We start from the raw sequence: 22445 nt of genomic DNA on the forward strand, positions 1-22445 counted from the left end.
TCCCTGAACGGTGCCAGGAGTCAAGCAGGCGCCGGAGGTTGACTGCAAGACCTTGCTGCAAATTTCAGTCGGCCGGTGGCCGCTCCCCTCCCGCTTCGCCGCGGACCTCGGCCCCGGTCCGGACGTTCGCCCTGACATCGGCCCGGGCCACGGCCCGCGGGCTCGGGCGACCGTCCACCGCCCGCGCCCCGGACGCCGCCCGCGCGGCCTCCGTCGCCTCCGCCCGCGCGCCGACCGGGACGACGGTGGCCTCGCCGGGCGCCGGCCGGTGGTCGATCATCAGCACCGCGACCAGCGCGGCCACCAGCAGGACGCCCATCGCCACCCACGTCGCGGCCACGTAGCCGTGCACCGCGCCCTGGGCCCGCACCGCCGGGTCGGACGCGACCCGGGTGGCCAGGAAGCTCGCGGTGGCGCTCGCCGCGACCGTGTTCAGCAGCGCGGTGCCGACCGAACCGCCCACCTGCTGCGCCGAGTTGAGGGTGGCCGCGGCCGCACCGGCCTCGTTCGGGGCGACCCCGAGGGTGGCCAGGCTCATCGCCGGCATGAACACCAGGCCCATACCGAGACCGATCAGCAGTTCGGCGGGCAGCACCAACCCGGCCCACGGGCTGTCCACCCGCATCCGGGCCAGCCAGGCCAGGCCACTCGCGACCAGCAGCAGGCCGGGGCCGACCAGGAACCGGGTCGGCACCCTGATCATCATCCGGGCCGCGAAGCCCGTCGAACTCAGCACGATGGCGACCGTCATGGGCAGGAAGGACAGGCCGGTCACGACCGGCGAGAAGTGCTTGATGACCTGGAGGTAGTAGGTCAGGAACAGGAACGTGCCGAACATGCCGACCATCGCCAGGCCCACCGAGAGCGCGCCGCCGCCGCGGTTGCGGTCGGCGACGATGTGGACCGGCAGCAGCGGGTGCGCGGTGCGCCGCTCGACCAGGACGAAGGCCGTGAGCAGCAGCACGCCCAGGACCAGCGGACCGATCACCAGGGCGTCGCTCCAGCCCCTGGTCACGGCCTCGGAGGTGCCGTAGACGATCGCCAGCAGGCCGCCGCAGCCGAGCAGCGCCCCGGGCAGGTCCAGCGGCGTCCGGCGGCCCTTCTCCACGTGGTCGCGCTTCAGCACCTCGAACGCCGCGAAGGCGGTGACGGCGGCGATCGGCACGTTGACGAACAGGCACCAGCGCCAGTCCAGGTACTCGGTCAGCAGACCGCCGGCGATGAGGCCGATCGCGGAACCGCCGGCGGCGATCGCGCCGAAGATGCCGAAGGCCGTACCGCGTTCGCGCGGATCGGAGAAGGTGGTGGAGAGCAGCCCCAGCGCGGAGGGCGCGAGCAGGGCGGCGAACGCGCCCTGGAGGGCACGGGCGCCGAAGAGCATGGCGGGGCCGACCGCCGCGCCGCCGAGGGCGGAGGCGAGGGCGAAGCCCAGCAGGCCGACGGTGAGGACGCGCTTGCGGCCGAAGAGGTCGCCCAGCCGGCCGCCGAGCAGCAGCAGACCGCCGAAGGCGAGCGTGTAGGCGGTGATCACCCACTGCCGGTCGGCGTCCGAGATGCCCAGCTCCCGCTGGGCGGACGGCAGTGCGATGTTCACGATGGTGACATCGAGGACGATCATGAGCTGGGCGGTGGCGATGACAGCCAGCGCCCACCAGCGGCGACGGTCCGCATCCTCATGACCGGTGACGGTTTGCGCAGTCACGGCCGAGCCTTCCGGTGTGGGGCGGAGAGGTCACGCAGTCGCCTTCCAGCGAAACTCCGACCGGGACGGATCGCAAGGAAAAACCTCACCAAACCGGACCTTTGGGACAAAAGAACCAGGCCCCGGGACTCCGGACCGAGTCCCGGGGGCCTGGTTCCCCCGATCGCGGCTACCGCGGGTGCCCCGGCCCGCTCAGCGCATCGTCACCGGGGCGCGGCCGTCACAGCGCCGAGAGCTCCTCGACCAGGTCGTCCAGCCCCAGCGAACCCTGCGAGAGCGCCGCCATGTGCCAGGCCTTGAGGTCGAACTCCTCGCCGCGCGCCTCGTGCGCCGCCTTCGCCGCCGCCCGCCCCCGCAGCCAGGCGCGCTCGCCGAGCTTGTAGCCGATCGCCTGGCCGGGCAGGCCCAGGTAGCGGACCAGCTCGCTGTCCAGGAACTCGGCGGACAGGCCGCAGTACAGGCCGAAGAACTCCCGGGCGTGCTCGGGGCCGACCGGCTCGCCCGGCCGGTACGGGGAGTCCGCCGGGAAGTCCATGCCCACGTGCATGCCGATGTCGACGATGACCCGCAGCGCGCGCATCATCTGCGCGTTGAGGTAGCCCAGGCGGTGGCCCGGGTCGGTGAGGTAGCCGAGCTCGTCCATCAGGCGCTCGGCGTACAGCGCCCAGCCCTCCAGGTTGGCGCTGACCCCGCCGAGGCTCACCTGGTAGGTGGAGAGCCGGTCGGCGACGTAGTTCCACTGCGCGAGCTGGAGGTGGTGGCCCGGCACGCCCTCGTGGTACCAGGTGGAGACCAGGTCCCAGACCGGGAAGCGGTCCCGGCCGACCAGCGGCAGCCAGGTCCGCCCCGGGCGGCTGAAGTCCAGCGAGGGCGCGGTGTAGTACGGCGCGGCGGCGCTGCCGGCCGGCGCGATCCTCGACTCGACCCGGGTGACCGGCTCGGCCAGGTCGAAGTGGGTGCCCTGGAGGTCCCCGATGGCCTGGTCCATCAGGCCCTGGAGGTACTCCCGGGTGGCCTCGGCGCCCTCGATCGCCGGGCCGTCGGACTCCAGCCACTGCATCGCCGCCAGCGGGCCCGCGCCCGGCAGGACCTTCTCGGCCTCGACCTCCATCTGCGCCAGCAGGTCGTGGAACTCGCTCCACGCCCAGGCGTAGGCCTCGTCCAGGTCCAGGTCGGCACCGGTCCAGTAGCGCACCCAGCGGGCGTAGCGCTCCCGGCCCGCGGTGTCCGGGGCGTCGGCCACGGCCGGGCCGTACACGTCGCGCAGCCAGTCGCGCAGCTCGGCCAGCGCGTCGGCGGCGGCCACCGCGTGCTTCGACAGCTCGGGCCGCAGCGATTCCGGCGCACCCTGGACGAACTGGCCGAACCACGCACCGGGAACCCGCTCCTCGGCGGGCTCGTCCTCCCCCAGCCACTCGGCGAACTGCACCAGCACCGTGGCCACCTGGCGCGGGCCGGACAGCAGCCCGCGCTCGACGCCCTCGGCCAGCGTCCGCCGGTACTGCTCGAACGCCACCGGGATCCTCGCCATGCGGCGGCCGATCACCTGCCACTCGGCCTCGGTGTCGGTGCCCATCAGGGTGAAGGACTCCCGCAGGTCGTGCACCGGGGACCCGAGGTTGCGCAGCGAGCGGAAGCTCTCCCCCGCGTCGTGGACGGCGAGTTCGGCGGACAGCCGCTCGCGCAGCAGCCGGGCGCAGCGGCGCTCCGCCTCGTCCTCGGCGGCACCGGCGCGCTCGGCCTCGTCGAGCTTCGCCAGGGTGCGGCGGGCGAGGTCGGCAACGGCCTCGGGACCGGCCGGGGAGAGGTCGGGCAGCCGGTCGTCGTCGAGGTTGAGGCCGAGGTAGACCGCGGTCAGCGGGTCGAGGTCGGCCAGTTCGCGGACGTGGTCGTCGGCGATGCGGCGGGGGGTGGCGCCGTCGGCGGTGATCAGTTCTTCAGGCATTCCGCCATCATTGCGTGGCACCGCCGCTTTGCAACCCCTTTGCGAGTGGGGTTCGTCTGCGAAAATCCGTTCGGCCCGACAGGATCGGATCGGCCCGACGCCGATTACGCTTGGCCGCCATGGAAGCCAGCCCCACTTCGGCAGGTCAGGCGCCCGTTCCGGCCTCGTCCGAGCCGCGTCCGCGCCGCACCGGCTACCGGCGGTTGCCGGTCCAGCAGCGGCGCGAGCAGCTGATCGCGGTCGCCCTGGAGCTGTTCGCCTCCCGGCCGCCCGAGGAGGTCGGCCTGGACGACGTCGCCGAGGCCGCCGGAGCCTCCCGCCCGCTGGTGTACCGCTACTTCGCGGGCGGCAAGCAGCAGTTGTACGAGGCCGCGCTGCGCACCGCGGCCGACGAGCTGACCAGCCGCTTCGCGGTACGGGTGAGCGGGACGCCGTCCGAACAGCTGTCGACGGTGCTGGACGGCTACTTCGCCTTCGTGGCCGAGCACGACGCGGGCTACTCCGCGCTGCTGCGCGGCGGTTCGGTGGTGGAGACGGCCCGCACCTCGGCGATCGTGGACGACGTCCGGCGGGCGGCGCTGCGCCGGACGCTGCGCCACCTGGGCGTGCGGGAGGCCGGGCCGCGGCTGACGCTGCTGGTGCGCTCCTGGATCGCGGTGGTCGAGGGGGCGTCACTGAGCTGGCTGGACGAGGGGCGCGCGCTGCCGGTGGCGGAGCTGCGCGACTGGCTGGTGGACCAGTTCACCGCGATGGCGGCGGCGACGGCGCTGCACGACCCGCAGACGGCCGAGGTGCTGGCGGGGGTGCTGGCGCTGGAGGGGCCGCGGCCGGAGCGGGCGGAGCGGCTGCGGGCGGTGCTGGGCGGCTGAGTGAGGCCCCCGGCCCCGTGCCAGGGTCGGGGCGGGTGACCGGGGTCGGCAGCCGCCGAGCCCGGTCACCCGCCGAGCAGCGCCCCCAGGCTCACCGCCTCGCCGGCCCGCGGCCTGCCCGGGCCTGACCGCGCGACCTCCCGCTGCCAGTGCGCGAGGTCGCGCCGCGCGTCCGCCCGGGCCTCCGGGGTGGCGCCGGGCGCCCGGGTCAGCTCGTCCAGCAGGTCGACGGCGGCGCCGGGGCTGCCGTCCGCGGCCAGCCAGAGGGCCAGGTCGTGGCAGGTGCGCAGGGTGCGCGGGTCCTCCGGGCCACAGATCCGGGCGAAGGCGGGGACGAGCGCGGTGAGGATCTCCACCGCCTCCGCCGTCTCGCCGGCCTCGCCGTGCCGCCAGGCCCGGTCGGCCCGCCGGCGCAGCTGCTCCGGGCTGGGGTCCTCCGGGCGCAGCATCCCGGGCCGGATGCCGCGCAGCCGCTCCAGCACCTCGGCGGCGCCGGCCGGCCGCTGTTCGGGCCGCTTGGCGAGCAGCTCGGCGATCAGCCCGGCCAGTGCCGGGTCCTTGCCGCGCACCCGGGGCGGGACCTCCTCCAGGTGCTTGTACATGTACTCGGCGGCCGAGGCGGCGCGGAACGGGCGCGCGCCGGTGCAGGCCTCGTACAGCATGATGCCGAGGGCGTAGAGGTCGGCCCGGCCGTCCACCGTGCCGCCGGACCAGCACTCGGGGGCCAGGTACGGGACGGTGCCGACCACGTTGCCGGTGGAGGTGAGCCGGACGGTCTGGGTGACCAGCCGGGCGATGCCGAAGTCCAGGACCTTGGCCCGCTCCCCCTCCTGCGCGATCATCACGTTCTCGGGCTTGATGTCCCGGTGGACGATCCCCGAGCGGTGCGCGGCGTCCAGCGCCTTGCACACGTGCCGCATCCAGCGCAGCGCCTGCTTGTGGTCCGGCCGGCCGGCCTTGAGCACCTCGGACAGCGCCCGGCCGCGGACCAGCTCCATGACCAGGTACGGGATCTTCCCGGAGCCGGTCTCGGTCCACCCGTAGTCGTACACCGTCACGATGTGCGGATTGTTGAGGCCGCCGGCCGTCCGGGCCTCGCGGACGAAGCGGCTGACCGCCTCCCGGTCGGTGGCGTGCTCGGCGAGCAGCACCTTGACCGCGACCTCCCGGTCGATGGTGGTGTCGGTCGCCCGCCAGACCACGCCGAACCCGCCCCTGCCCAGCTGCTGCTCCAGCCGGAAGCGACCGCCGAGCACCTCGCCCTTCTCCATGCCCTCCCCCAACTCGACCGCGCCCGCCCGGCGTTCGCCGTCGGAGGGGTCACCATAGCGGCGGGTGGGGACGAACGGGTGAACGACCGCGGGCCGGTGTGCCCGGATCCCGCTACGGCTTGGGCTTGGGAAGGCCGGGCGGGTTGATCTCGGACTTCTGCACCGCCTCGCCGTCCAGGCCCCAGCGCTTGAGCACCTGCCCGTACGTGCCGTTCCTGATCACCTCGTCGATCGCCCCGTTCAGCGCCCTGACCAGCCCGTTGTCCTTCCGGGTGGTCGCCGCGATCTTGCCGAGGACGTCCGCGCCGCCGCCCGAGTAGGTGCCGACGACCTCGGTCTCGCCGGTCTGCACGGCGTGGAAGGCCAGGCTGGGGTTGGGGCCGCTGTAGGCCTCGATCCGGCCGGAGGCGAGCGCCAGGTAGTACTCGGTGCCCTGGAAGTACTTGATGTCGATCGGCTTGAGGCCGTTCCTGACGTTCTCCTCGCTCCAGGAGACCAGCAGCTTCTCCTGGTTGGTGCCGGTGGCGACACCGACCGACCGGCCGGCGAGGTCCTTGGGGCCGGCGACCTTGAGGCCGCTGCCCTTCTTCGCCTCGAAGCCCAGGACGTCCAGCCGGTAGGTGGCGAAGTCGTACTTCTCCTTGCGCTCCTCGGTGACGGTGATGTTGGAGACGCCCGCGTCGTACTTGCCGCTGTCCAGGCCGACGAAGATGTTCTCCCAGGAGACCGTGTCGTACGCGACCTTGAGGCCCAGTACGTCGCCGATCAGCGAGGCGAGGTCCGGCTCGACGCCGATGATCGTCTTGTCGTCGTCGGCGTAGAAGCCCAGCGGCGGGATGCTGCCGACCGAGCCGACGACGGCCAGCGTCCCCTTCTTCCTGATCTCCTCCGGGACGAGCGCGGCGATCGCGTCGACCTTGGGCGTGGTGACCCGGTTCTGGTTCGGCGACAGGTTCACCACCGTGCCGTTCGGCGCGGTGCTGCCCTTGGCCGGGGCGGGGCCCGCCGCGCCGGTGGCACTGCCGCCGCAGCCGGTCAGGGCGAGGGCGGCGGTGAACGCGCCGGCGGCGGCCACCAGGGTGCGACGGGGTAGGGACATGGCGGAACTCCTGTTCGATGAAAGGGAATCGGTGCGTGTGTGAGAGAAAGGGGGACGGGTCAGAGGACCTTGGCCAGGAAGGCCCGGGTGCGCTCGTGCCGCGGCCGGTCCAGGACCTCGGCGGGCGGGCCCTGCTCGACCACCACACCGCCGTCCATGAAGACCACGGTGTCGGCGACCTCGCGGGCGAAGCCGATCTCGTGGGTGACCACGATCATCGTGGTGCCGCTGCGGGCCAGGTCCTTGATGACGTCCAGCACCTCGCCGACCAGCTCCGGGTCGAGCGCCGAGGTCGGCTCGTCGAACAGCAGCACCTTCGGCTCCAGCGCCAGCGCCCGGGCGATCGCCACCCGCTGCTGCTGCCCGCCGGACAGCTGCCGGGGGTAGGCGGCTGCCTTGTCGGCCAGCCCGACCCGCTCCAGCAGCGCCAGCGCCGTCGCCCTGGCCTCGGCCCTGGGGCGGCGCAGCGCGGCGACCGGCGCCTCGACCAGGTTCTCCAGCACGGTGAGGTGCGGGAACAGGTTGAAGTTCTGGAACACGAAGCCGATGCCGGTGCGCTGGCGCAGCACCTCGCGCTCCCTGAGCTCGTACAGCCGGTCGCCGGAGCGCCGGTAGCCGATCAGCTCGCCGTCGATGGCGACGTGGCCGCGGTCCAGCTTCTCCAGGTGGTTGATCGCCCGCAGCAGGGTGGACTTGCCGGAGCCGGACGGGCCGAGCACCACGGTCACCGAGCCGGCCGGGACGTCCAGGTCGACCCCGCGCAGCACCTCCAGCCGGCCGAAGCTCTTGTGCAGGCCGCGGACCTGCACCATCGGGGCGGCCGGGGCCGGGGCGGGCTTCGTCAGGGCGGTCACGACTGTCCTCCGGGGGTACGGGCGGCGGCGGGCCGGGTGCGGTCGGGCAGGCTCCGGGCGAAGGCCCGGACACGCTGCCACGGAGTGGGCGGCGGGGTGCGTTCGGCGCCGCGGGCGAAGTGGCGCTCGACGTAGTACTGGCCGATCGAGAGCACGGTGGTCAGCAGCACGTACCAGACGGTGGCGACCATCAGCAGCGGCACCACCCGGCCGGTGCGGCCGTAGATGACCTGCGCCTGGTAGAAGAGCTCGCCGATGGCCATCACGTAGACCACCGAGGTGCCCTTGAGCAGGGAGATCACCTCGTTGGCGGCGGCCGGCAGGATGCCCCGCATGGCCTGCGGCAGCACGATCCGCCACCCCTGGCGCCAGCGCGGGATGCCGAGCGCGGCGGCGGCCTCCCGCTGGCCGGGGTCCACCGCGATGATGCCGCCACGGATGATCTCGGCGGCGAACGCGGCCTGGTGCAGCCCGAGGCCGAGCACCGCCGCGCCGAGCGCGCCGAGCACCCCGACCGTCTCCACGTCGCCGAAGGTCGGGCCGAACGGGATGCCGATCCCGAACCGCTTGTACAGGTAGGAGAGGTTGAACCAGAACACCAGCTGGACGATCAGCGGGATCGAGCGGAACACCCACACGTAGGCCCAGGCGACGGACCGCAGGATCGCGCTGCGGGACAGCCGCATCGCGGCCACCACGGTGCCCAGCAGGAAGCCCAGCACCGTGCCGTAGGCGGTGAGTTCGAGGGTCCGCCCGATCGCCCGGAGGATGGTGTCGGCGGTGAAGTAGAGCCGGAAGGTGGCCCAGTCCCAGCCGGGGTTGGTGGCCAGGCCGTGGGCGAACTGGGCGAGCACGACCAGCGCGGCGACCCCGAGGGCCCAGCGCCAGGGGTGCCGGGCCGGGACGGTGCGCAGGCCGGCCAGTTCGTCGAGGTCGGGGGCGGCCGCCGGCCTCGACGGGGCCGGCGGTGCTTCGGTGCTGACGGTCATCGGAGGTCTCCTCGGACGGGAACGGCGCTCAGGCGTGCTCGGGCGGGCTGATCCGCGATTCCGTGATCGCCGACTCGGTGACCCCCCACTTGCGCAGGATCCGCTCGTACGTCCCGTCCTTGATCAGCTGGTTGACCGCCGCCTGCAGCGCCGGGGCGAGCTTCGAGCCCTTCTTCAGGGCGAAGCCGACGTCGAGGCGGTGGAACTCACCGAGGAAGCGGGTGCCGGAGGCCTCCTGGGCGGCCTGGTGGCGCAGGCCGTTGATGGTGGACATCTCGACGTCCACCCGGCCCTGCTGGAGGCTGGTCAGCAGGGCGCCGCTCTCGCTGAACGCCTTGACCTCGTACGGCTTCTTCCCGGCGTCTGCGCAGGCCCCGCGCCGGCTGTTGAGGGTGGTCTCGAAGGTGGTGCCGGCGCCGGTGCCGACGGTCAGTCCGCACAGCTGGAGCAGGTCGGTGACCGGCTGGATCGCGGTGTTGTCCTTGCGCACCGCGAAACCCTGGCCGTCGTCGATGTAGGTGACGAAGTCGATGGTCTTCAGCCGGGCCGTGGTGACCCCGAAGTTGCCGGTGCCGACGTCGTACTTCCCGCTGTCCAGGGCGGGCAGGATGGTCTCGAAGGCCGCCTCCTCGCGCTGCACGGTCAGGCCGAGCACCCGGGCGGCGGCGTCGGTGAGCTCCACGTCGATCCCGGCGGGCTTCTTGGTGACCTGGTCGACGTAGAAGGCGCTGGGCGGCGTGCCGAAGGACGAGCCGAACTTCAGCGTGCCGGCCTTGCGGACCTCCTCGGGCAGCAGCGCGGCGGCGGCGTCCGACCTGGTGAGGCCGGAGACGAGGTCCTCGGTGGCGGCGGACGGGCCGCCCGCCACCGCCGCGCCCGCGATCTTCGGGTCCGAGCCGCAGGCGGTCAGGGTCAGGGCCAGGACCGGCAGCAGGGCGGTGGTCGCGAGCAGGCGGCGGCGGGCGGTGCTGGTTCTCACGGGGGGCCTTTCAGGAGGTCGGGGCCAGGACGGGCGGCTGCGCCGCGCCGGCGGGCAGCCGCTTCTCGAAGGGGAGCGGGCCGATGGTCAGGGGATCGGCCGAGACGTCGAACAGCGGGGCGTAGCCGGCCGCCAGATAGAGGTTCCTGGCCTCGGGCTGGCGCGGCCCGGTGGTCAGGTGGACCCGGGTGTAGCCCGCCGCGGCGGCCGTCCGCTCCAGCTCGGCCAGCACCCGGCGGGCCAGGCCCCGGCGGCGGTGCGCGGAATGCGTCCACATCCGCTTCACCTCGGCGGTGTGCTCGTCGAAGCGCTTGTACGCGCCGCCGGCCACCGGTTCGCCGTCCTCCAGCAGGAGCAGCAGCACGCCGTGCGGCTCGGCGAAGGCGTCGGCCGGGTAGCGGGTCATCTCCTCGCGGGCCTCGGGGCCGTACCGGGTGACGTACTCGTGGGTGAGCTCGCGCAGCAGCGGCTCGACCAGCGGGTCGTCGATGGCGACCCGGCGGAACCCGGAGCGGGCGGCCGCGCTCACGCCTGCGCCGCGATCAGCTGGTGGCGGTCGCGCTCGGCGCGCTCGGCCGCGGCCGCGTCCCGCTTGGCGACCTCCTCACGGACGATCGGGATGACGTACCGGCCGAAGTCGATCGCGTCGTCCAGCAGGTCGTAGCCGCGCGCGGAGAGGATGTCCACGCCGAGGTCGTGGTAGTCGAGCAGCGCCTGGGCGACCGTCTCCGGGGTGCCGACCAGGGCGTTGGAGTTGCCCGCCCCGCCGGTGGCCGCGGCCGTCGGGGTCCACAGCGCGCGGTCGTAGCGCTCGCCGGCCTCGGCGATCTCCAGCAGCCGCTGGGAGCCGGCGTTTTCGGGTGTCACGGCCTCGGGCGCCGCGGTCCCCGGAGCCCCGGGCCGGCCGGAGCCCCGGCGGGCCCTGATCGCGGCCACCGTCCGGTGCGCCTTCTCCCAGGCCAGCTCCTCGGTCGGCGCGATGATCGGCCGGAACGCCACCTGGATCCGCGGCACGTCGGTGCGCCCGGCCGCCCGCGCCGCCTCCTTCACCCGCTCGATCTGCTCGGCGGTGCGGGCCAGCGGCTCGCCCCAGAGGCAGTAGATGTCCGCCTCGGCGCCGCCGGCCGCGTAGGCCGCGTCCGAGGAGCCGCCGAAGGAGACGGCCGGGCGCGGCTGCTGGACGGGGAAGACGTCCGAGACGAAGTCGTTGAAGCGGTAGTGCGGGCCCTCGTGGTCGAAGGGCTCCCGGCTGGTCCAGGCCTTCTTGACGATGCCGATGTACTCGCGGGTGCGCTCGTAGCGCTGGTCCTTGGTCAGGAAGTCGCCCTCGCGCTGCTGCTCGTGGTCGTTGCCGCCGGTGATGAAGTGCACGGTCAGCCGGCCGTCGCTGATCTGGTCGAGGGTCGCGAAGGTCTTGGCCGCGAAGGTCGGGTAGGAGACGTTCGGCCGGTGCGCCAGCAGGATCTGCAGGCGCTCCAGGTGCGAGGCGAGGTAGGCCGCCGCGGCCGCCGGCTCCGGGGCGCCGGCCCCGTACGCGAAGAGCACCCGGTCCCAGCCGTGGTCCTCGTGCGCCCGGGCCAGCCGCAGGGTGTAGTCGCGGTCGAAGGCGGCGGTGGTGCGGGCGGCGGTCTCCGAACCGTCGCCGGTGGCGGCGATGCCGAGGAATTCGACGGGCATGGCGGAACCTTTCGGGTGGGCGGAAGTCCGTCGGGCCGCGGGCAGGTCGCGGCGGGCCGCGAGCGGGCTGAGGGTGGACGGACCGGAGGCGGCCGCGGCGGGGCGGCCGCCGGACGGGTGGCGGCGAGGGCGTACGGGAGGGACTGCCGGAGTGCGGGAGAGCCGGAGTACGGGAGAGCCGGAGCGCAGTGCGAAGTCATCGGTGACAGCGAGGGCCTGACGCGTCGTCGGTCACCGACGACGGATCCGGGCCACGACGGGGCGAGCCGAGGGAGGGCACCCCACCGGGAGTTCAGGCCGGACGGACGGCCCGCTGCCTGGTCAACCGCGACACGCCGCGGACCACACCCGACCGAAGTCGATGTGGTCGCGGCTGACCAGGGGCTGCGAGGCGTACATGGCCTCAAGTTGAGCAGTCGGCCGATCGGTCCGTCAACCATCCATCATTGCCGCACTGTTGCGATCTCCTGTCACTTTTCCGACAGGCCCCGGACCGGCCCTCCCGCGCCCCGATCACCCTTGACAGCCGTCGATCGCGCATGCGTACGATCGGCGCGGAGTGCAGTGCCACGCGCCGGCCGTGTTGAGGGACACGGGCCGCGCCCGCGTACGTGACCACCGCCGTACCTCTCCCGCCCGCACTCCGCCCAGGAGCCGCCGCCATGGCCACCCCGCAGGACGTCCTGCCCGCCCCCTCCCCGCTCGACCACCCCGCCGCGCCACCCGCCCCCGAGGCCCGGATCGTCGCCCGCCGCAGGCCCGGCCAGTGGGCCGCCGCCGGCGTCGCCCTGCTGCTGGCCGCGATGGCGGTCAACTCGGTGATCCGCAACGAGGCCTTCCAGTGGGGCCTGGTCGCCGACTGGTTCACCGCCCGGTCGGTGCTCAACGGGCTCGCCCTCACCCTCTGGCTGACCGCCGCCACCCTCGCCCTCGGCTTCCTGCTCGGCACCCTCCTCGCCACCATGCGGCTCTCCGCCAACCCGGTGCTGCGCACGCTGAGCTGGGGCTACGTCTGGCTGTTCCGCTCCACCCCGCCGCTGGTGCAGCTGCTGTTCTTCTTCAACATCGGCGCGCTCTACCCGACCCTCGGCCTGGGACTCCCGTTCGGCCCCGAGTTCGTCACGGTCAAGACCGTCAACCTGATGGGCCCCACCCTGACCGCCGTCATCGGCCTCACCCTGCTGGAGACCGCGTACGCCGCCGAGGTGATCCGCGGCGGCATCCTCTCCGTGGACCGCGGCCAGCTGGAGGCGGCGGCCGCGCTCGGACTCGGCCGGTGGCGGGTGCTGCGCCGGATCGTGGTGCCGCAGGCGATGCGGGCGATCGTGCCGAGCGCCGGGAACATGCTGATCGGCGCGCTCAAGGGCACCAGCATCGTCAGCGTGCTGGCCGTCTCCGACCTGCTCTACTCGGTACAGCTGGTCTACCTCCAGTCGTACCAGGTCATCCCGATGCTGATGGTCGCCACCCTCTGGTACCTGGTGGTCACCACGCTGCTGTCCGTCGGCCAGTACTACGTGGAGCGGCGCTTCGCCCGCGGCGCCACCCGCGACGGCCTGCCACCCACCCCGCTGCAACGGACCCGCGCGGCCCTCGCCAGGGCGGTGCGGGCATGACGTCGTCGCTCGTCATCGTCGGCGCCGGCCCGCGCGGCACCGGACTGCTGGAGCGGATCGCCGCCAACGCCGCCGAACTGCTGCCCGCCGACCGGCCGTTGGCGATCCACCTGGTCGACCCGTACCCGCCCGGCGCGGGCCGGATCTGGCGCCACGACCAGTCCCCGCTGCTGCGGATGAACTCGATGGCCGAGGACGTCACCATGTTCACCGACGAGCGCTCCACCCTCGAAGGACCGGTCCGCCCCGGCCCCTCGCTCGCCGAATGGGCCCGGCGGCAGCGGGAGTTCACGCCCTACCGGGAGGTCGCCGACCCGGCCGTCCGGGCCGAGCTGCGCACCCTCGCGCCCACCGACTTCCCCACCCGACGGGCCCAGAGCGCCTATCTGGACTGGGTGTTCCGCCGCGCCGTCGCCGACCTGCCGGCGCACATCACGGTCACCGTCCACCGCGACACCGTCCGGCGGATCGAGGGCCCGGCCGACGGCCCGCAGACCGTCCACCTCGGCGACCGGACCCTCACCGCCGACCACGTGGTGCTCACCCTCGGCCACCTCGACTCCGCCCCCCACCCGCGCTACGCGGCCGACGCCGAGTTCGCCGCCCGGCACGGCCGCTTCCACCTCCCGCCCGCCTACTCCGCCGACGTGACCGCCGAGTTGGCCGCCCTCGCCCCCGGCGAGCAGGTGGTGCTGCGCGGACTCGGCCTCGCCTCGGTGGACCTGGTCGCCCTGCTCACCGAGGGCCGCGGCGGCCGCTTCGAACCCACCGGGGACGGGTCCGCGCTGCGCTACCTGCCGTCCGGCCGGGAGCCGGTGCTGCACCTCGGCTCCCGGCGCGGCGTCCCGTACCACTCCAAGACCGGCTACCGCCTCCAGGGGCCGCCCGCCCCGCTCCCCCGGTACTTCGACGCGGCCGCCGTGGACACCGTGCTCGCCACCGGAGGGCAACTCGAACTGCGGCGCGACTTCTGGCCGTTGATGGCCAAGGAGATCGCCTTCGGGCACTACCACGAGCTGTTCCACGCCCACCCCGAGCGCACCGCCCTGCCCTGGCCGGAGTTCCTCGCCCGCTACGACCGGCACGGCTGGTACACCCCCGAACGCGCCGCCCTGGTCGCCGAGGCCGTCCCCGACCCCGCCGACCGGATCGACTTCGAACGGCTCGACCACCCGCTGGCCGGACTCGAACTCGGCAGCGACGAGGAACTCCAGGAGCACCTGCGCGGGTACGTCGGCGCGGACGCCGACCGCCGCGCCGATCCCGCCCACAGCGCCGACCTCGGCGCCTTCCTCGCCCTGCTGTCCCTGTTCGGCCAGCTCCCCCGGGTGACGGCGAGCGGCCGGCTCACCGCCCGCTCGATCGCCGAGGAGGTGGACGAGTGGTTCTTCGGCTACTTCGGCTTCCTCGCCTCCGGCCCGCCCGGCTTCCGGCTGCGCCAGCTGATCGCCCTCTCCGAGGCCGGGGTGGTGCGCTTCCTCGGCGCGGACGTCCGGATCGAACGGGACGAGGAGAGCGGCACCTGGCGGGCCTCCGGCGCCACCGTGCCCGGCCACCACGTCACCGCGACGGCGCTGGTCGAGGCGTACCTGCCCAAGCACGCGCTGGCCCGCACCCTGGACCCGCTGCTGGGCGAGCTGCACCGCACCGGACGCGTCGTCGAGGAGGTGGTCACCGACCCGGACCACACCCACCGCTCGGGCCTGGTCACCATCGCCCCCGCCGACAGCCGGCTGCTCGACCCGGCCCTCGGCGGCGCCCCGCACCCACGCCGCACCGCCCTCGGCCCGCACACCAGCCTGCGCGCGGCCGCCGCCTTCGCCCGCCCCCGCACCGACGCCCCGGGCTTCCGCCAGAACGACGCCGCCGCCCGCGCCCTGCTCCGCGCCCTGGCCGCCCTCCCGGCGGCCCGGGTCCTGGCGGCGTGAGCGCCGTGAGCGCCATGAGCGCCGTGAGCGCCGTGAGTTCCATGGCATCGGCGCCCGGGCACCGGGGAGCACTCAGGCGCCGAAGATCTCCTCCACCAGGTCCTCGTCCGAGACGTGGTCCGGGGCCTCGAACACCACGTCCGCGACGCCCTTCAGGCCGATCCCCCGGTCCAGGGCGTCCATGCAGGCCCGGGCCTGCGCGTCGGTGGCGAAGTCCCACACCCGCAGCCGCCGCACCAGCACCAGCGCCTCCATCGGGCTCATCCGCGGGGTCCGGCGGCGCGGCCCCGGCCCCTTGCGGCCGACCTGGGCCAGCTGCTGCTGGTAGCCGGCCAGGTCCTGCCAGGCCTGCGCGGTGCTCGGGTGGTGCTCGCCCAGTACCCGGGCGAGGTCCGGCAGCAGCCCGTGCAGCTGGATCACCGCGCCCTGGAGGTCGCCCCGGTTGGCGTGGTGCAGCGCGAGGTCGTGCCGGGCCTTCAGGACCCGCGAGTCGTACGGGCCCCAGGCGGCGTGCAGGTCGGGCAGCAGCTCGTTCATCAGCCGGACCGTGGTGACGGGCGCACCGCTCTCGCCGACGCACCAGACCAGGTGGTAGCGGGCGCCGAGGGTGTCCGGGTCGATCGGGCCGAGGGCCGCGCGCATGTCGGCCACCAGGGCGGTCAGCAGCCGGATCGCGCCGTCCAGGTCACCGGTCCGGCTGAGGTACCAGGCGAAGTCCCGCCAGGTGCACAGGGTGTCCCGGTCGCTCGCGCCGAGCGCGGTCACGCACTCCTGGGCGACGGCCTGCAGCAGTACCGCCGACTCGCCGGCGGTCGCCGCCCGGTACGCGGCCGAGCGGCGCTCGCCCAGCGCGGCCCGTACCGACCCGGCCGGCGGCGTGGCCGTCACCGGCGGCGTGGTCAGCGGCGGCAGCACCGAGGAGACGGGCGGCGCCGACGGGACGACGGGCGGCACGACCGGCGCGGGCACGACCGGCGGCACGACCGGCGGGGGCACGACCGGCGGGGCGCTCGGCGGTGGGGCGCTCGGCGGTGGCGGCACGGGCGGCGCTGGGCGTTCCACCACCGTCGGCACGGGCACCGGCGCCACCGCCTGGCCGCCCTGCCACCCCGCCAGCTCGGCGAGCCGCCGCTCGACCGTACGGGCGTCGGCCGGCCGGGACGCCGGGTCCTTCGCCAGCAGCTCCGCGACCAGCCCGGCCACCTGCGGCGGCAGCCCGAACTGCGCCGGGTCCAGCGGCGGCGGCACCTCGTTGAGGTGCCGGTACATCAGCACCGGCGTCGAGTCCCCGCCGAACGGCTGTGCCCCGGTGAAGAGTTCGACCAGGACGCAGCCGAGCGCGTAGAGGTCCGCCCGCCCGTCCACCCGGCCGCCGGTCCAGCGCTCGGGCGCCATGTACGCCGGACTGCCGACGATCGTCCCGGTGGTGGTCAGCCCGCCCGCGCCGGTGTCCAGCTGGGCGATGCCGAAGTCCAGCACCTTCAGGTGCCCGGCGTCGGTGATCATCACGTTGTCCGGCTTGATGTCCCGGTGCACCATGCCCGCGTCGTGCGCCGCCGCCAGCGCGCCGCTGATCTGCCGCCCCCAGCGCAGGCTGAGCGCCGGCCCGGGCACCCCCGCCCGCAGCACCTCGGTGAGGGTGCGGCCGGTGAGCAGCTCCATCACCAGGTAGGTGACCTCCTCGCCGTCGAGCTCGCACTGCCCGAGGTCGTGCACCGTGACGATGTGCGGGTGCGAGAGGTTGCCGGCCGCGCCGGCCTCCCGGACGAACCGCAGCGCGGCCTTCGCCCGGTCACCGCCGTGGTGCCCGATGACCTTGACCGCCACCGGCCGCCCCATCCGGGTGTCCTGGGCCCGCCACACCACCCCGAACCCGCCCTGCCCGAGCTTCTCCACCAGCTCGTACCGGCCGTCCAGGACGTCCCCGACTCGCACGCGCCCTCTCCCCTCCCACCATGACGCCCAGACTCTACCGACGGCGCGCCCCCCGCGACGGAGACGGCCCTCCCCCTCTCAAGCGGCAGGTGGAAGGATGGACGGTGAGCCCCGCGACGGTGCGGCGGCCCGAACCAGCAGCCCGAGGAGAGCGGCCATGGCCAAGCAGGCCCCGCAGAGCGACCCGGCCCAGGACGCCCCCGAGGTGTCCGCGCCCCAGCACGCGGCCGCCGGGCTGCCCGCCGTCGGCCACAGCCTGCGGATGGCCACCGAGCAGATGGGCGCCCGCCGCACCCTGGCCACCCTGCTCAAGGTCAACCAGCCGAACGGTTTCGACTGCCCCGGCTGCGCCTGGCCGGAGCCGGACAAGACCCACACCGCCGAGTTCTGCGAGAACGGCGCCAAGGCCGTCGCCGAGGAGGCCACCGAGCGGCGCGTCCGCGCCGAGTTCTTCGCCGCCCACCCGGTCGCCGACCTGGCCGAGCGCTCCGGCTACTGGCTCGGCCAGCAGGGCCGGCTCACCCAGCCGATGCTGCTGGACGAGGGCGCCACCCACTACCGGCCGGTCTCCTGGGACGAGGCCTTCGCGCTGGTGGCCGAGGAACTGAAGGCCCTGGACACCCCGGACGGCGCCGCCTTCTACACCTCCGGCCGGACCAGCAACGAGGCCGCGTTCGCGTACCAGCTGTTCGCCCGCCGGCTCGGCACCAACAACCTGCCGGACTGCTCCAACATGTGCCACGAGTCCTCCGGTTCGGCGCTCACCGAGACGCTCGGCGTCGGCAAGGGCAGCGTCAGCCTGAAGGACCTCTACCAGGCCGACCTGATCATCGTGGCGGGCCAGAACCCGGGCACCAACCACCCCCGGATGCTCTCCGCGCTGGAGCGCGCCAAGCGGGCCGGCGCCACCATCGTCAGCGTCAACCCGCTGCCGGAGGCGGGCCTGGAGCGGTTCAAGAACCCGCAGCAGGCGCGCGGCCTGGTCGGCCACGGCACCAAGCTGACCGACCTCTTCCTGCAGATCCGGCTCGGCGGCGACCTCGCGCTGTTCCGCGCGCTGAACCGGATCGTCCTGGAGCGGGACGGCGTCGACCGCGATTTCGTCGCCGAACACTGCCACGGCTTCGAGGAGTTCGAGGCCCAGGCCCGGACGACCGACCGCGCCGAGGTGCTCGCCGCGACCGGCCTGCCCTGGGAGCAGATCGAGGAGCTCGGCCGGCTGGTACTGAAGTCCGAGAAGATCATCGTCTGCTGGGCGATGGGCCTCACCCAGCACAAGCACGCCGTGCCGACCATCCGCGAGGTGGTCAACTTCCTGCTGCTGCGCGGAAACGTCGGCCGCCCCGGCGCCGGGGTCTGCCCGGTGCGCGGGCACAGCAACGTCCAGGGCGACCGGACGATGGGCATCTTCGAGCGCCCCACCACCGCCTTCCTGGACGCGCTGGGCGGGGAGTTCGGCTTCGAGCCGCCGCGCGAGCACGGCCTCGACTCGGTGGACACCATCCGCGCGATGCGCGACGGCAGGGTCAAGGTCTTCTTCGCGATGGGCGGCAACTTCGTCGCGGCCACCCCGGACACCGAGGTCACCGAGGCCGCGATGCGCCGCTGCCGGCTGACCGTCCACGTGTCCACCAAGCTCAACCGCTCGCACGTGGTCACCGGCGCCCGCGCCCTGATCCTGCCCACCCTGGGCCGCACCGACAAGGACGTCACCTCGCGCGGCGCCCAGTTCGTCAGCGTCGAGGACTCGATGGGCCAGGTGCACGCCTCGCGCGGCGGCCTGCGCCCGCCCGCACCCGGCCTGCTCTCCGAGACCACGATCGTCTGCCGGCTCGCCCGCGGCGTGCTCGGGCCGCAGGACACCGTGCCGTGGGAGGACTTCGCCGAGGACTACGACACCCTGCGGGAGCGGATCGCCCGCGTCGTCCCCGGCTTCGAGGACTACAACGAGAAGGTCCGCCGCCCCGGCGGCTTCACCCTGCCGCACGGCCCCCGCGACTCCCGCACCTTCCCGACCGCGACCGGGAAGGCCAACTTCTCCGTCAACCCGCTGACCGCCCCCGAGGTACCGCCGGGCCGGCTGCTGCTCCAGACCCTGCGCTCGCACGACCAGTACAACACCACGATCTACGGCCTCGACGACCGCTACCGCGGCATCAAGGGCGGCCGCCGGGTGGTCCTGGTCAACCCCGCGGACGCCGCCGAACTCGGGCTCGCCGACGGCCTGTACGTCGACCTGGTCAGCGAGTGGAGCGACGGCGTGGAGCGCCGCGCCCCGCACTTCCGGGTCGTCCACTACCCCGTCGCCCGCGGCGGCGCGGCGGCCTACTACCCCGAGACCAACGTCCTGGTGCCGCTCGACTCCACGGCCGACGTCAGCAACACCCCCACCTCCAAGGCCGTCGTGATCCGCTTCGCCCCCGACAGCGGCGCCTGACTCCGAACGAACGCGAAGGCCGCCCCACGTCATCGGACGTGGGGCGGCCTTCGTACCGGCCCGGTGGGCCGGTCAGTGCGTCGGGGTGCCCAGCGGCAGCGTGGCGGTCGCGCTGCCCGGGGCCGAGGCGGTCGCCGAGCCGGTGCCGCTCGGGCCCTCCGTCGGGGTGCCCGTCCCGGTCGGGGTGGGCGTGCCGGTCCCGCTCGGGGTGCCCGGTGTCCCGGTCGGGGTCGGCGTCGGGGTGCCCGGCCCGGTCGGCGTGCCGGTCGAGGGCGCGGTCGGCGTGGCCGGGTCGGTCGGCGTACCCGCCCCGCCCGGAGTGGCCGGGTCGGTCGGCGTGCCCGGCACGACCGGCGGCGTCACCGCTCCGCCCGGGGCCGGCGGGGCCGGCACCTGGTTGGCCGGGCTCGGCGCGATCGGCGTGACGGAGTCCCAGCCCGCCGGGAGGTCCGGCACCTTCCACGCGCCGCCGGCGTCGTCCGCCGTGCCGGACGGGTCGGGCCGGACGGCCCCGAGGATCGGCATGGAACCGACCGGCGAGATCTTGATGAACGCCCCGGGCCGCGGCGCCTGCACGATCAGCCCGCCGCCGATGTACATCCCGACGTGCGAGGCGTCCTGGAAGTAGATCACCAGGTCACCGGGCCGCAGCTGGTTGAGCGCCACGTGCGGCAGCTGCGCCCACTGCTCCTGGCTGGTGCGCGGGATCGGCTTGCCGGCGTGCAGCCAGGCCTGCGAGGTGAGGCCGGAGCAGTCGTAGGCGCCCGGGCCGGTGCCGCCCCACAGGTACGGCTTGCCCAGCTGCGCCAGCGCGAAGGCCACGGCCCCGCGCCCCTGCAGCGAGGGCGTGCGCTCCCCCTTGCCGAGCGCCCCGGAGGCGAGGAACGCGAGCTGCGCCTCGTCCGCCTTGGCCTTCTCCAGCTGCTCCAGCTCGGCCCGCTGGGCGCCGGTCAGCGAGGAGACCACCTGCTCGACCGAGGCGAGGTCGGCGGCGGCCTTGGCCTTGGCCGCGTCCTGCTGGGCGACCAGCGTCTGCGAGGTCTTCAGCGCCTCCTCGTTCTGCTTCCTCAGCCCGTCCAGCTCGTCCCGGTCGCTCTTCAGCTTGTCCAGGAACTCCGACTGGGAGCGGCTGGCCGAGGCCAGCAGCTCGGCGATGACGACCGCCTCGTACGGGTCCTTGGAGAGCAGCAGCTCGGCGTAGGCCGAGGCGGCCCCGTTGCGGTACTGCGCGGCGGCGAGCTGGGAGGCGATGTCGGTGCCGGCGTCGACCTGCTTCTGCTGGCGGTCCAGCCGGCCCTGGAGGTCGGTGAGCGAGGTCTGCTGCTCCGCGACCTTGGCGACGGCGCCGTTGTACTGCTCGGTCGCGGCCTCGGCGCCCTGGTAGAGCGCGTGCAGCTGGTCGAGCAGCGGGCCGAGGGTGGCCTTGGCGGCGGCGAGCGGGTCCGCGTCGGCGGCGACCTGGCCGGTGCCCGGGTCGGGTGCGGCCCAGGCGGCCTGGGCGCCCACCGGCAGTGCGAGCGCCGCGGCCGCGAGGACGGCTCCGCAGCGCAGCGCCGCCCGTACCCAGGGCCGTACGCGTGCCGTCTCCGCTCTCTGTCCCGCCCCGCCCATGACCTGGCCCTCCCCGCCGCGCACTGCCCCTGTCCCGGGTACCCGGATCCCGCAGATCCTCCCACGGGTTACTCGCCGGAAACAGGGCGCGGGCGGACTGGGAGGTTAATTCTCGATTGATCTGTGAGACAGCTCTCAGCAAACCGGGTCGAACCGGTGCGTTCTTCGCTGAAGTCCAGCTCAGCGCGGCCGATGTCACTCCGACGAAAGGCAATGGTCACCGCGAGTCAACCATCAGAACCACGATTCCCGGTCCAGTTCACCTTCCGTTTACCAAGCAGACTTACGGTCGCGACGTCATCAACGTCCGTGCGACAACTACGACGATTGTTTGGGTATGGAACACATCTCGTTCCTGGTGGCCGTTGTGATCATCACGGCGCTCGCCTTCGACTTCACCAACGGGTTCCACGACACCGCCAACGCGGCCGCCACCGCGATCGCGACCGGAGCCCTTCGTCCGAAGGTCGCGGTCACCATCGCGGCCCTGCTCAACTTCGCGGGCGCGTTCCTGTCCGTGAAGGTCGCCACCACCATCTCCGGCGGCATCGTCAACGAGAAGGCCGGAGTCCACCCCGAGATCATCTTCGCCGCACTGGCCGGAGCGATCCTCTGGAACCTGCTGACCTGGCTGCGCGGCCTGCCGTCCAGCTCCTCGCACGCCCTGTACGGCGGCCTGATCGGCGCCACGGTCGTCGGGGTCGGCATGAACGGCGTCAACTTCGACACCGTGGTCACCAAGATCCTCATCCCGGCCGTCGCCTCGCCGTTCGTCGCCGGCCTGGCCTCCTGGGGCGCCACCAAGATGGCGTACCTGATCACCCGCAAGGGCGACACCGCGGCCACCGAGAAGGGCTTCAAGACCGGCCAGGTCTTCTCCTCCTCGCTGATCTCGCTCGCGCACGGCACCAACGACGCCCAGAAGACGATGGGCATCATCACCCTGACCCTGGTCTCGGTCGGCGCCCTGCCGCACGGCGCGCTGCCCCCCACCTGGGTGATCGTCTCCGCGGGCGCCGCGATCGCGCTCGGCACCTACATGGGCGGCTGGCGCATCATCCGCTCGATGGGCAAGGGCCTGGCGGACATCCGCCCGCCGCAGGGCTTCGCCTCCGAGTCGGCCGCCGCGACCGTCATCCTGACCTCCTCGCACATGGGCTTCGGCCTCTCCACCACCCAGGTCTGCTCCGGTGGCATCATGGGCGCCGGCCTCGGCGGCCCGAAGGGCGAGCTGCGCTGGAGCCTGGTCCGCCGCATGGTCTACACCTGGGGCCTGACCCTGCCGGCCGCCGCCGTGGTCTCCGGCGGCGCTGCCCTGCTGGCCGAGCAGGGCAGCTGGGGCGTCGCCCTGGTCGGCGCCGTGCTGGTGGCCGGCGCCGGCGCGATGTGGCTGATCTCCCGCCGCCAGCCGGTCGGCGCGGACAACGTCAACGACGTCGACGTCACCCCGGTCGAGGTCGCACCGGCCGGTACCGCGAACGCCCCCACCCCCGCCTCGACCACCGTCGCGGCCTGAGCGGACCGAGGACACTC

16 protein-coding genes are annotated in these 22445 nt (G+C 73.8%); 5 read left to right on the top strand and 11 right to left on the bottom strand.

Annotated features, from left to right (window positions below):
• Positions 1-64 precede the first annotated feature (64 nt).
• Positions 65-1618, bottom strand: a complete 1554-nt coding sequence (locus tag ACIQ87_RS04210; protein ID WP_402401843.1) for an MFS transporter — start codon at positions 1616-1618, stop codon at positions 65-67.
• A gap of 304 nt (positions 1619-1922) precedes the next feature.
• A complete protein-coding gene (locus ACIQ87_RS04215) occupies positions 1923-3647 on the bottom strand; it encodes a DUF885 domain-containing protein (protein ID WP_402401239.1) in 1725 nt (574 codons plus the stop codon).
• A 119-nt stretch (positions 3648-3766) separates the two neighbouring features.
• Between ACIQ87_RS04215 and ACIQ87_RS04220 the strand changes: the two genes are divergently transcribed.
• Positions 3767-4516 (top strand): TetR/AcrR family transcriptional regulator, encoded by a 750-nt coding sequence (locus ACIQ87_RS04220; protein ID WP_402401242.1) that lies wholly within the window; start codon positions 3767-3769, stop codon positions 4514-4516.
• Between the two features lie 65 nt (positions 4517-4581).
• Here ACIQ87_RS04220 and ACIQ87_RS04225 read toward each other — a convergent pair whose 3' ends face one another.
• From ACIQ87_RS04225 to ACIQ87_RS04255, 7 genes are all read right to left on the bottom strand, one after another.
• Positions 4582-5787 (bottom strand): protein kinase, encoded by a 1206-nt coding sequence (locus tag ACIQ87_RS04225; protein ID WP_402401244.1) that lies wholly within the window; start codon positions 5785-5787, stop codon positions 4582-4584.
• 112 nt (positions 5788-5899) lie between these two features.
• Positions 5900-6886 carry an ABC transporter substrate-binding protein gene (locus ACIQ87_RS04230; protein WP_402401247.1) on the bottom strand — a complete coding sequence of 329 codons (987 nt, stop codon included), beginning with the start codon at positions 6884-6886 and terminating at the stop codon, positions 5900-5902.
• Positions 6887-6945: 59 nt separating this feature from the next.
• Positions 6946-7698 carry an amino acid ABC transporter ATP-binding protein gene (locus tag ACIQ87_RS04235; protein ID WP_402401846.1) on the bottom strand — a complete coding sequence of 251 codons (753 nt, stop codon included), beginning with the start codon at positions 7696-7698 and terminating at the stop codon, positions 6946-6948.
• A gap of 38 nt (positions 7699-7736) precedes the next feature.
• Complete coding sequence (locus ACIQ87_RS04240; RefSeq protein WP_402401249.1) at positions 7737-8729, bottom strand: amino acid ABC transporter permease; 993 nt, start codon at positions 8727-8729, stop codon at positions 7737-7739.
• 28 nt (positions 8730-8757) lie between these two features.
• Positions 8758-9708 (bottom strand): ABC transporter substrate-binding protein, encoded by a 951-nt coding sequence (locus tag ACIQ87_RS04245; protein ID WP_402401251.1) that lies wholly within the window; start codon positions 9706-9708, stop codon positions 8758-8760.
• Between the two features lie 10 nt (positions 9709-9718).
• Positions 9719-10237 (bottom strand): GNAT family N-acetyltransferase, encoded by a 519-nt coding sequence (locus ACIQ87_RS04250; RefSeq protein ID WP_402401253.1) that lies wholly within the window; start codon positions 10235-10237, stop codon positions 9719-9721.
• Positions 10234-11385 carry an LLM class flavin-dependent oxidoreductase gene (locus ACIQ87_RS04255; protein WP_402401256.1) on the bottom strand — a complete coding sequence of 384 codons (1152 nt, stop codon included), beginning with the start codon at positions 11383-11385 and terminating at the stop codon, positions 10234-10236. Before ACIQ87_RS04255 ends, ACIQ87_RS04250 begins: the two co-directional genes overlap by 4 nt.
• Before the next feature lie 662 nt (positions 11386-12047).
• On the opposite strand from ACIQ87_RS04255, the gene ACIQ87_RS04260 reads away from it, so the two are divergent.
• The gene (locus ACIQ87_RS04260; RefSeq protein ID WP_402401259.1) at positions 12048-13001 is read left to right on the top strand and encodes an amino acid ABC transporter permease; all 954 of its coding nucleotides are present in this window, start codon (positions 12048-12050) and stop codon (positions 12999-13001) included.
• Positions 12998-14929, top strand: a complete 1932-nt coding sequence (locus ACIQ87_RS04265) for an FAD/NAD(P)-binding protein (protein ID WP_402401261.1) — start codon at positions 12998-13000, stop codon at positions 14927-14929. Before ACIQ87_RS04260 ends, ACIQ87_RS04265 begins: the two co-directional genes overlap by 4 nt.
• 72 nt (positions 14930-15001) lie before the next feature.
• Here the strand turns inward: ACIQ87_RS04265 and ACIQ87_RS04270 are convergent, their stop codons facing one another.
• On the bottom strand, positions 15002-16864 hold the full coding sequence (locus ACIQ87_RS04270) for a protein kinase (RefSeq protein WP_402401264.1): 1863 nt from the start codon (positions 16862-16864) through the stop codon (positions 15002-15004).
• A gap of 157 nt (positions 16865-17021) precedes the next feature.
• Between ACIQ87_RS04270 and ACIQ87_RS04275 the strand changes: the two genes are divergently transcribed.
• A complete protein-coding gene (locus ACIQ87_RS04275; protein ID WP_402401266.1) occupies positions 17022-19301 on the top strand; it encodes an FdhF/YdeP family oxidoreductase in 2280 nt (759 codons plus the stop codon).
• Between the two features lie 72 nt (positions 19302-19373).
• On the opposite strand, the gene ACIQ87_RS04280 is transcribed toward ACIQ87_RS04275, so the two are convergent.
• On the bottom strand, positions 19374-20912 hold the full coding sequence (locus tag ACIQ87_RS04280) for an NlpC/P60 family protein (protein WP_402401269.1): 1539 nt from the start codon (positions 20910-20912) through the stop codon (positions 19374-19376).
• Between the two features lie 337 nt (positions 20913-21249).
• Between ACIQ87_RS04280 and ACIQ87_RS04285 the strand changes: the two genes are divergently transcribed.
• Positions 21250-22428, top strand: coding sequence for an anion permease (locus ACIQ87_RS04285; protein ID WP_402401272.1), 1179 nt, complete (start codon positions 21250-21252; stop codon positions 22426-22428).
• Positions 22429-22445 lie beyond the last annotated feature (17 nt).

Source organism: Kitasatospora sp. NPDC096204 (genome assembly GCF_044763205.1).
Lineage (GTDB): Bacteria > Actinomycetota > Actinomycetes > Streptomycetales > Streptomycetaceae > Kitasatospora.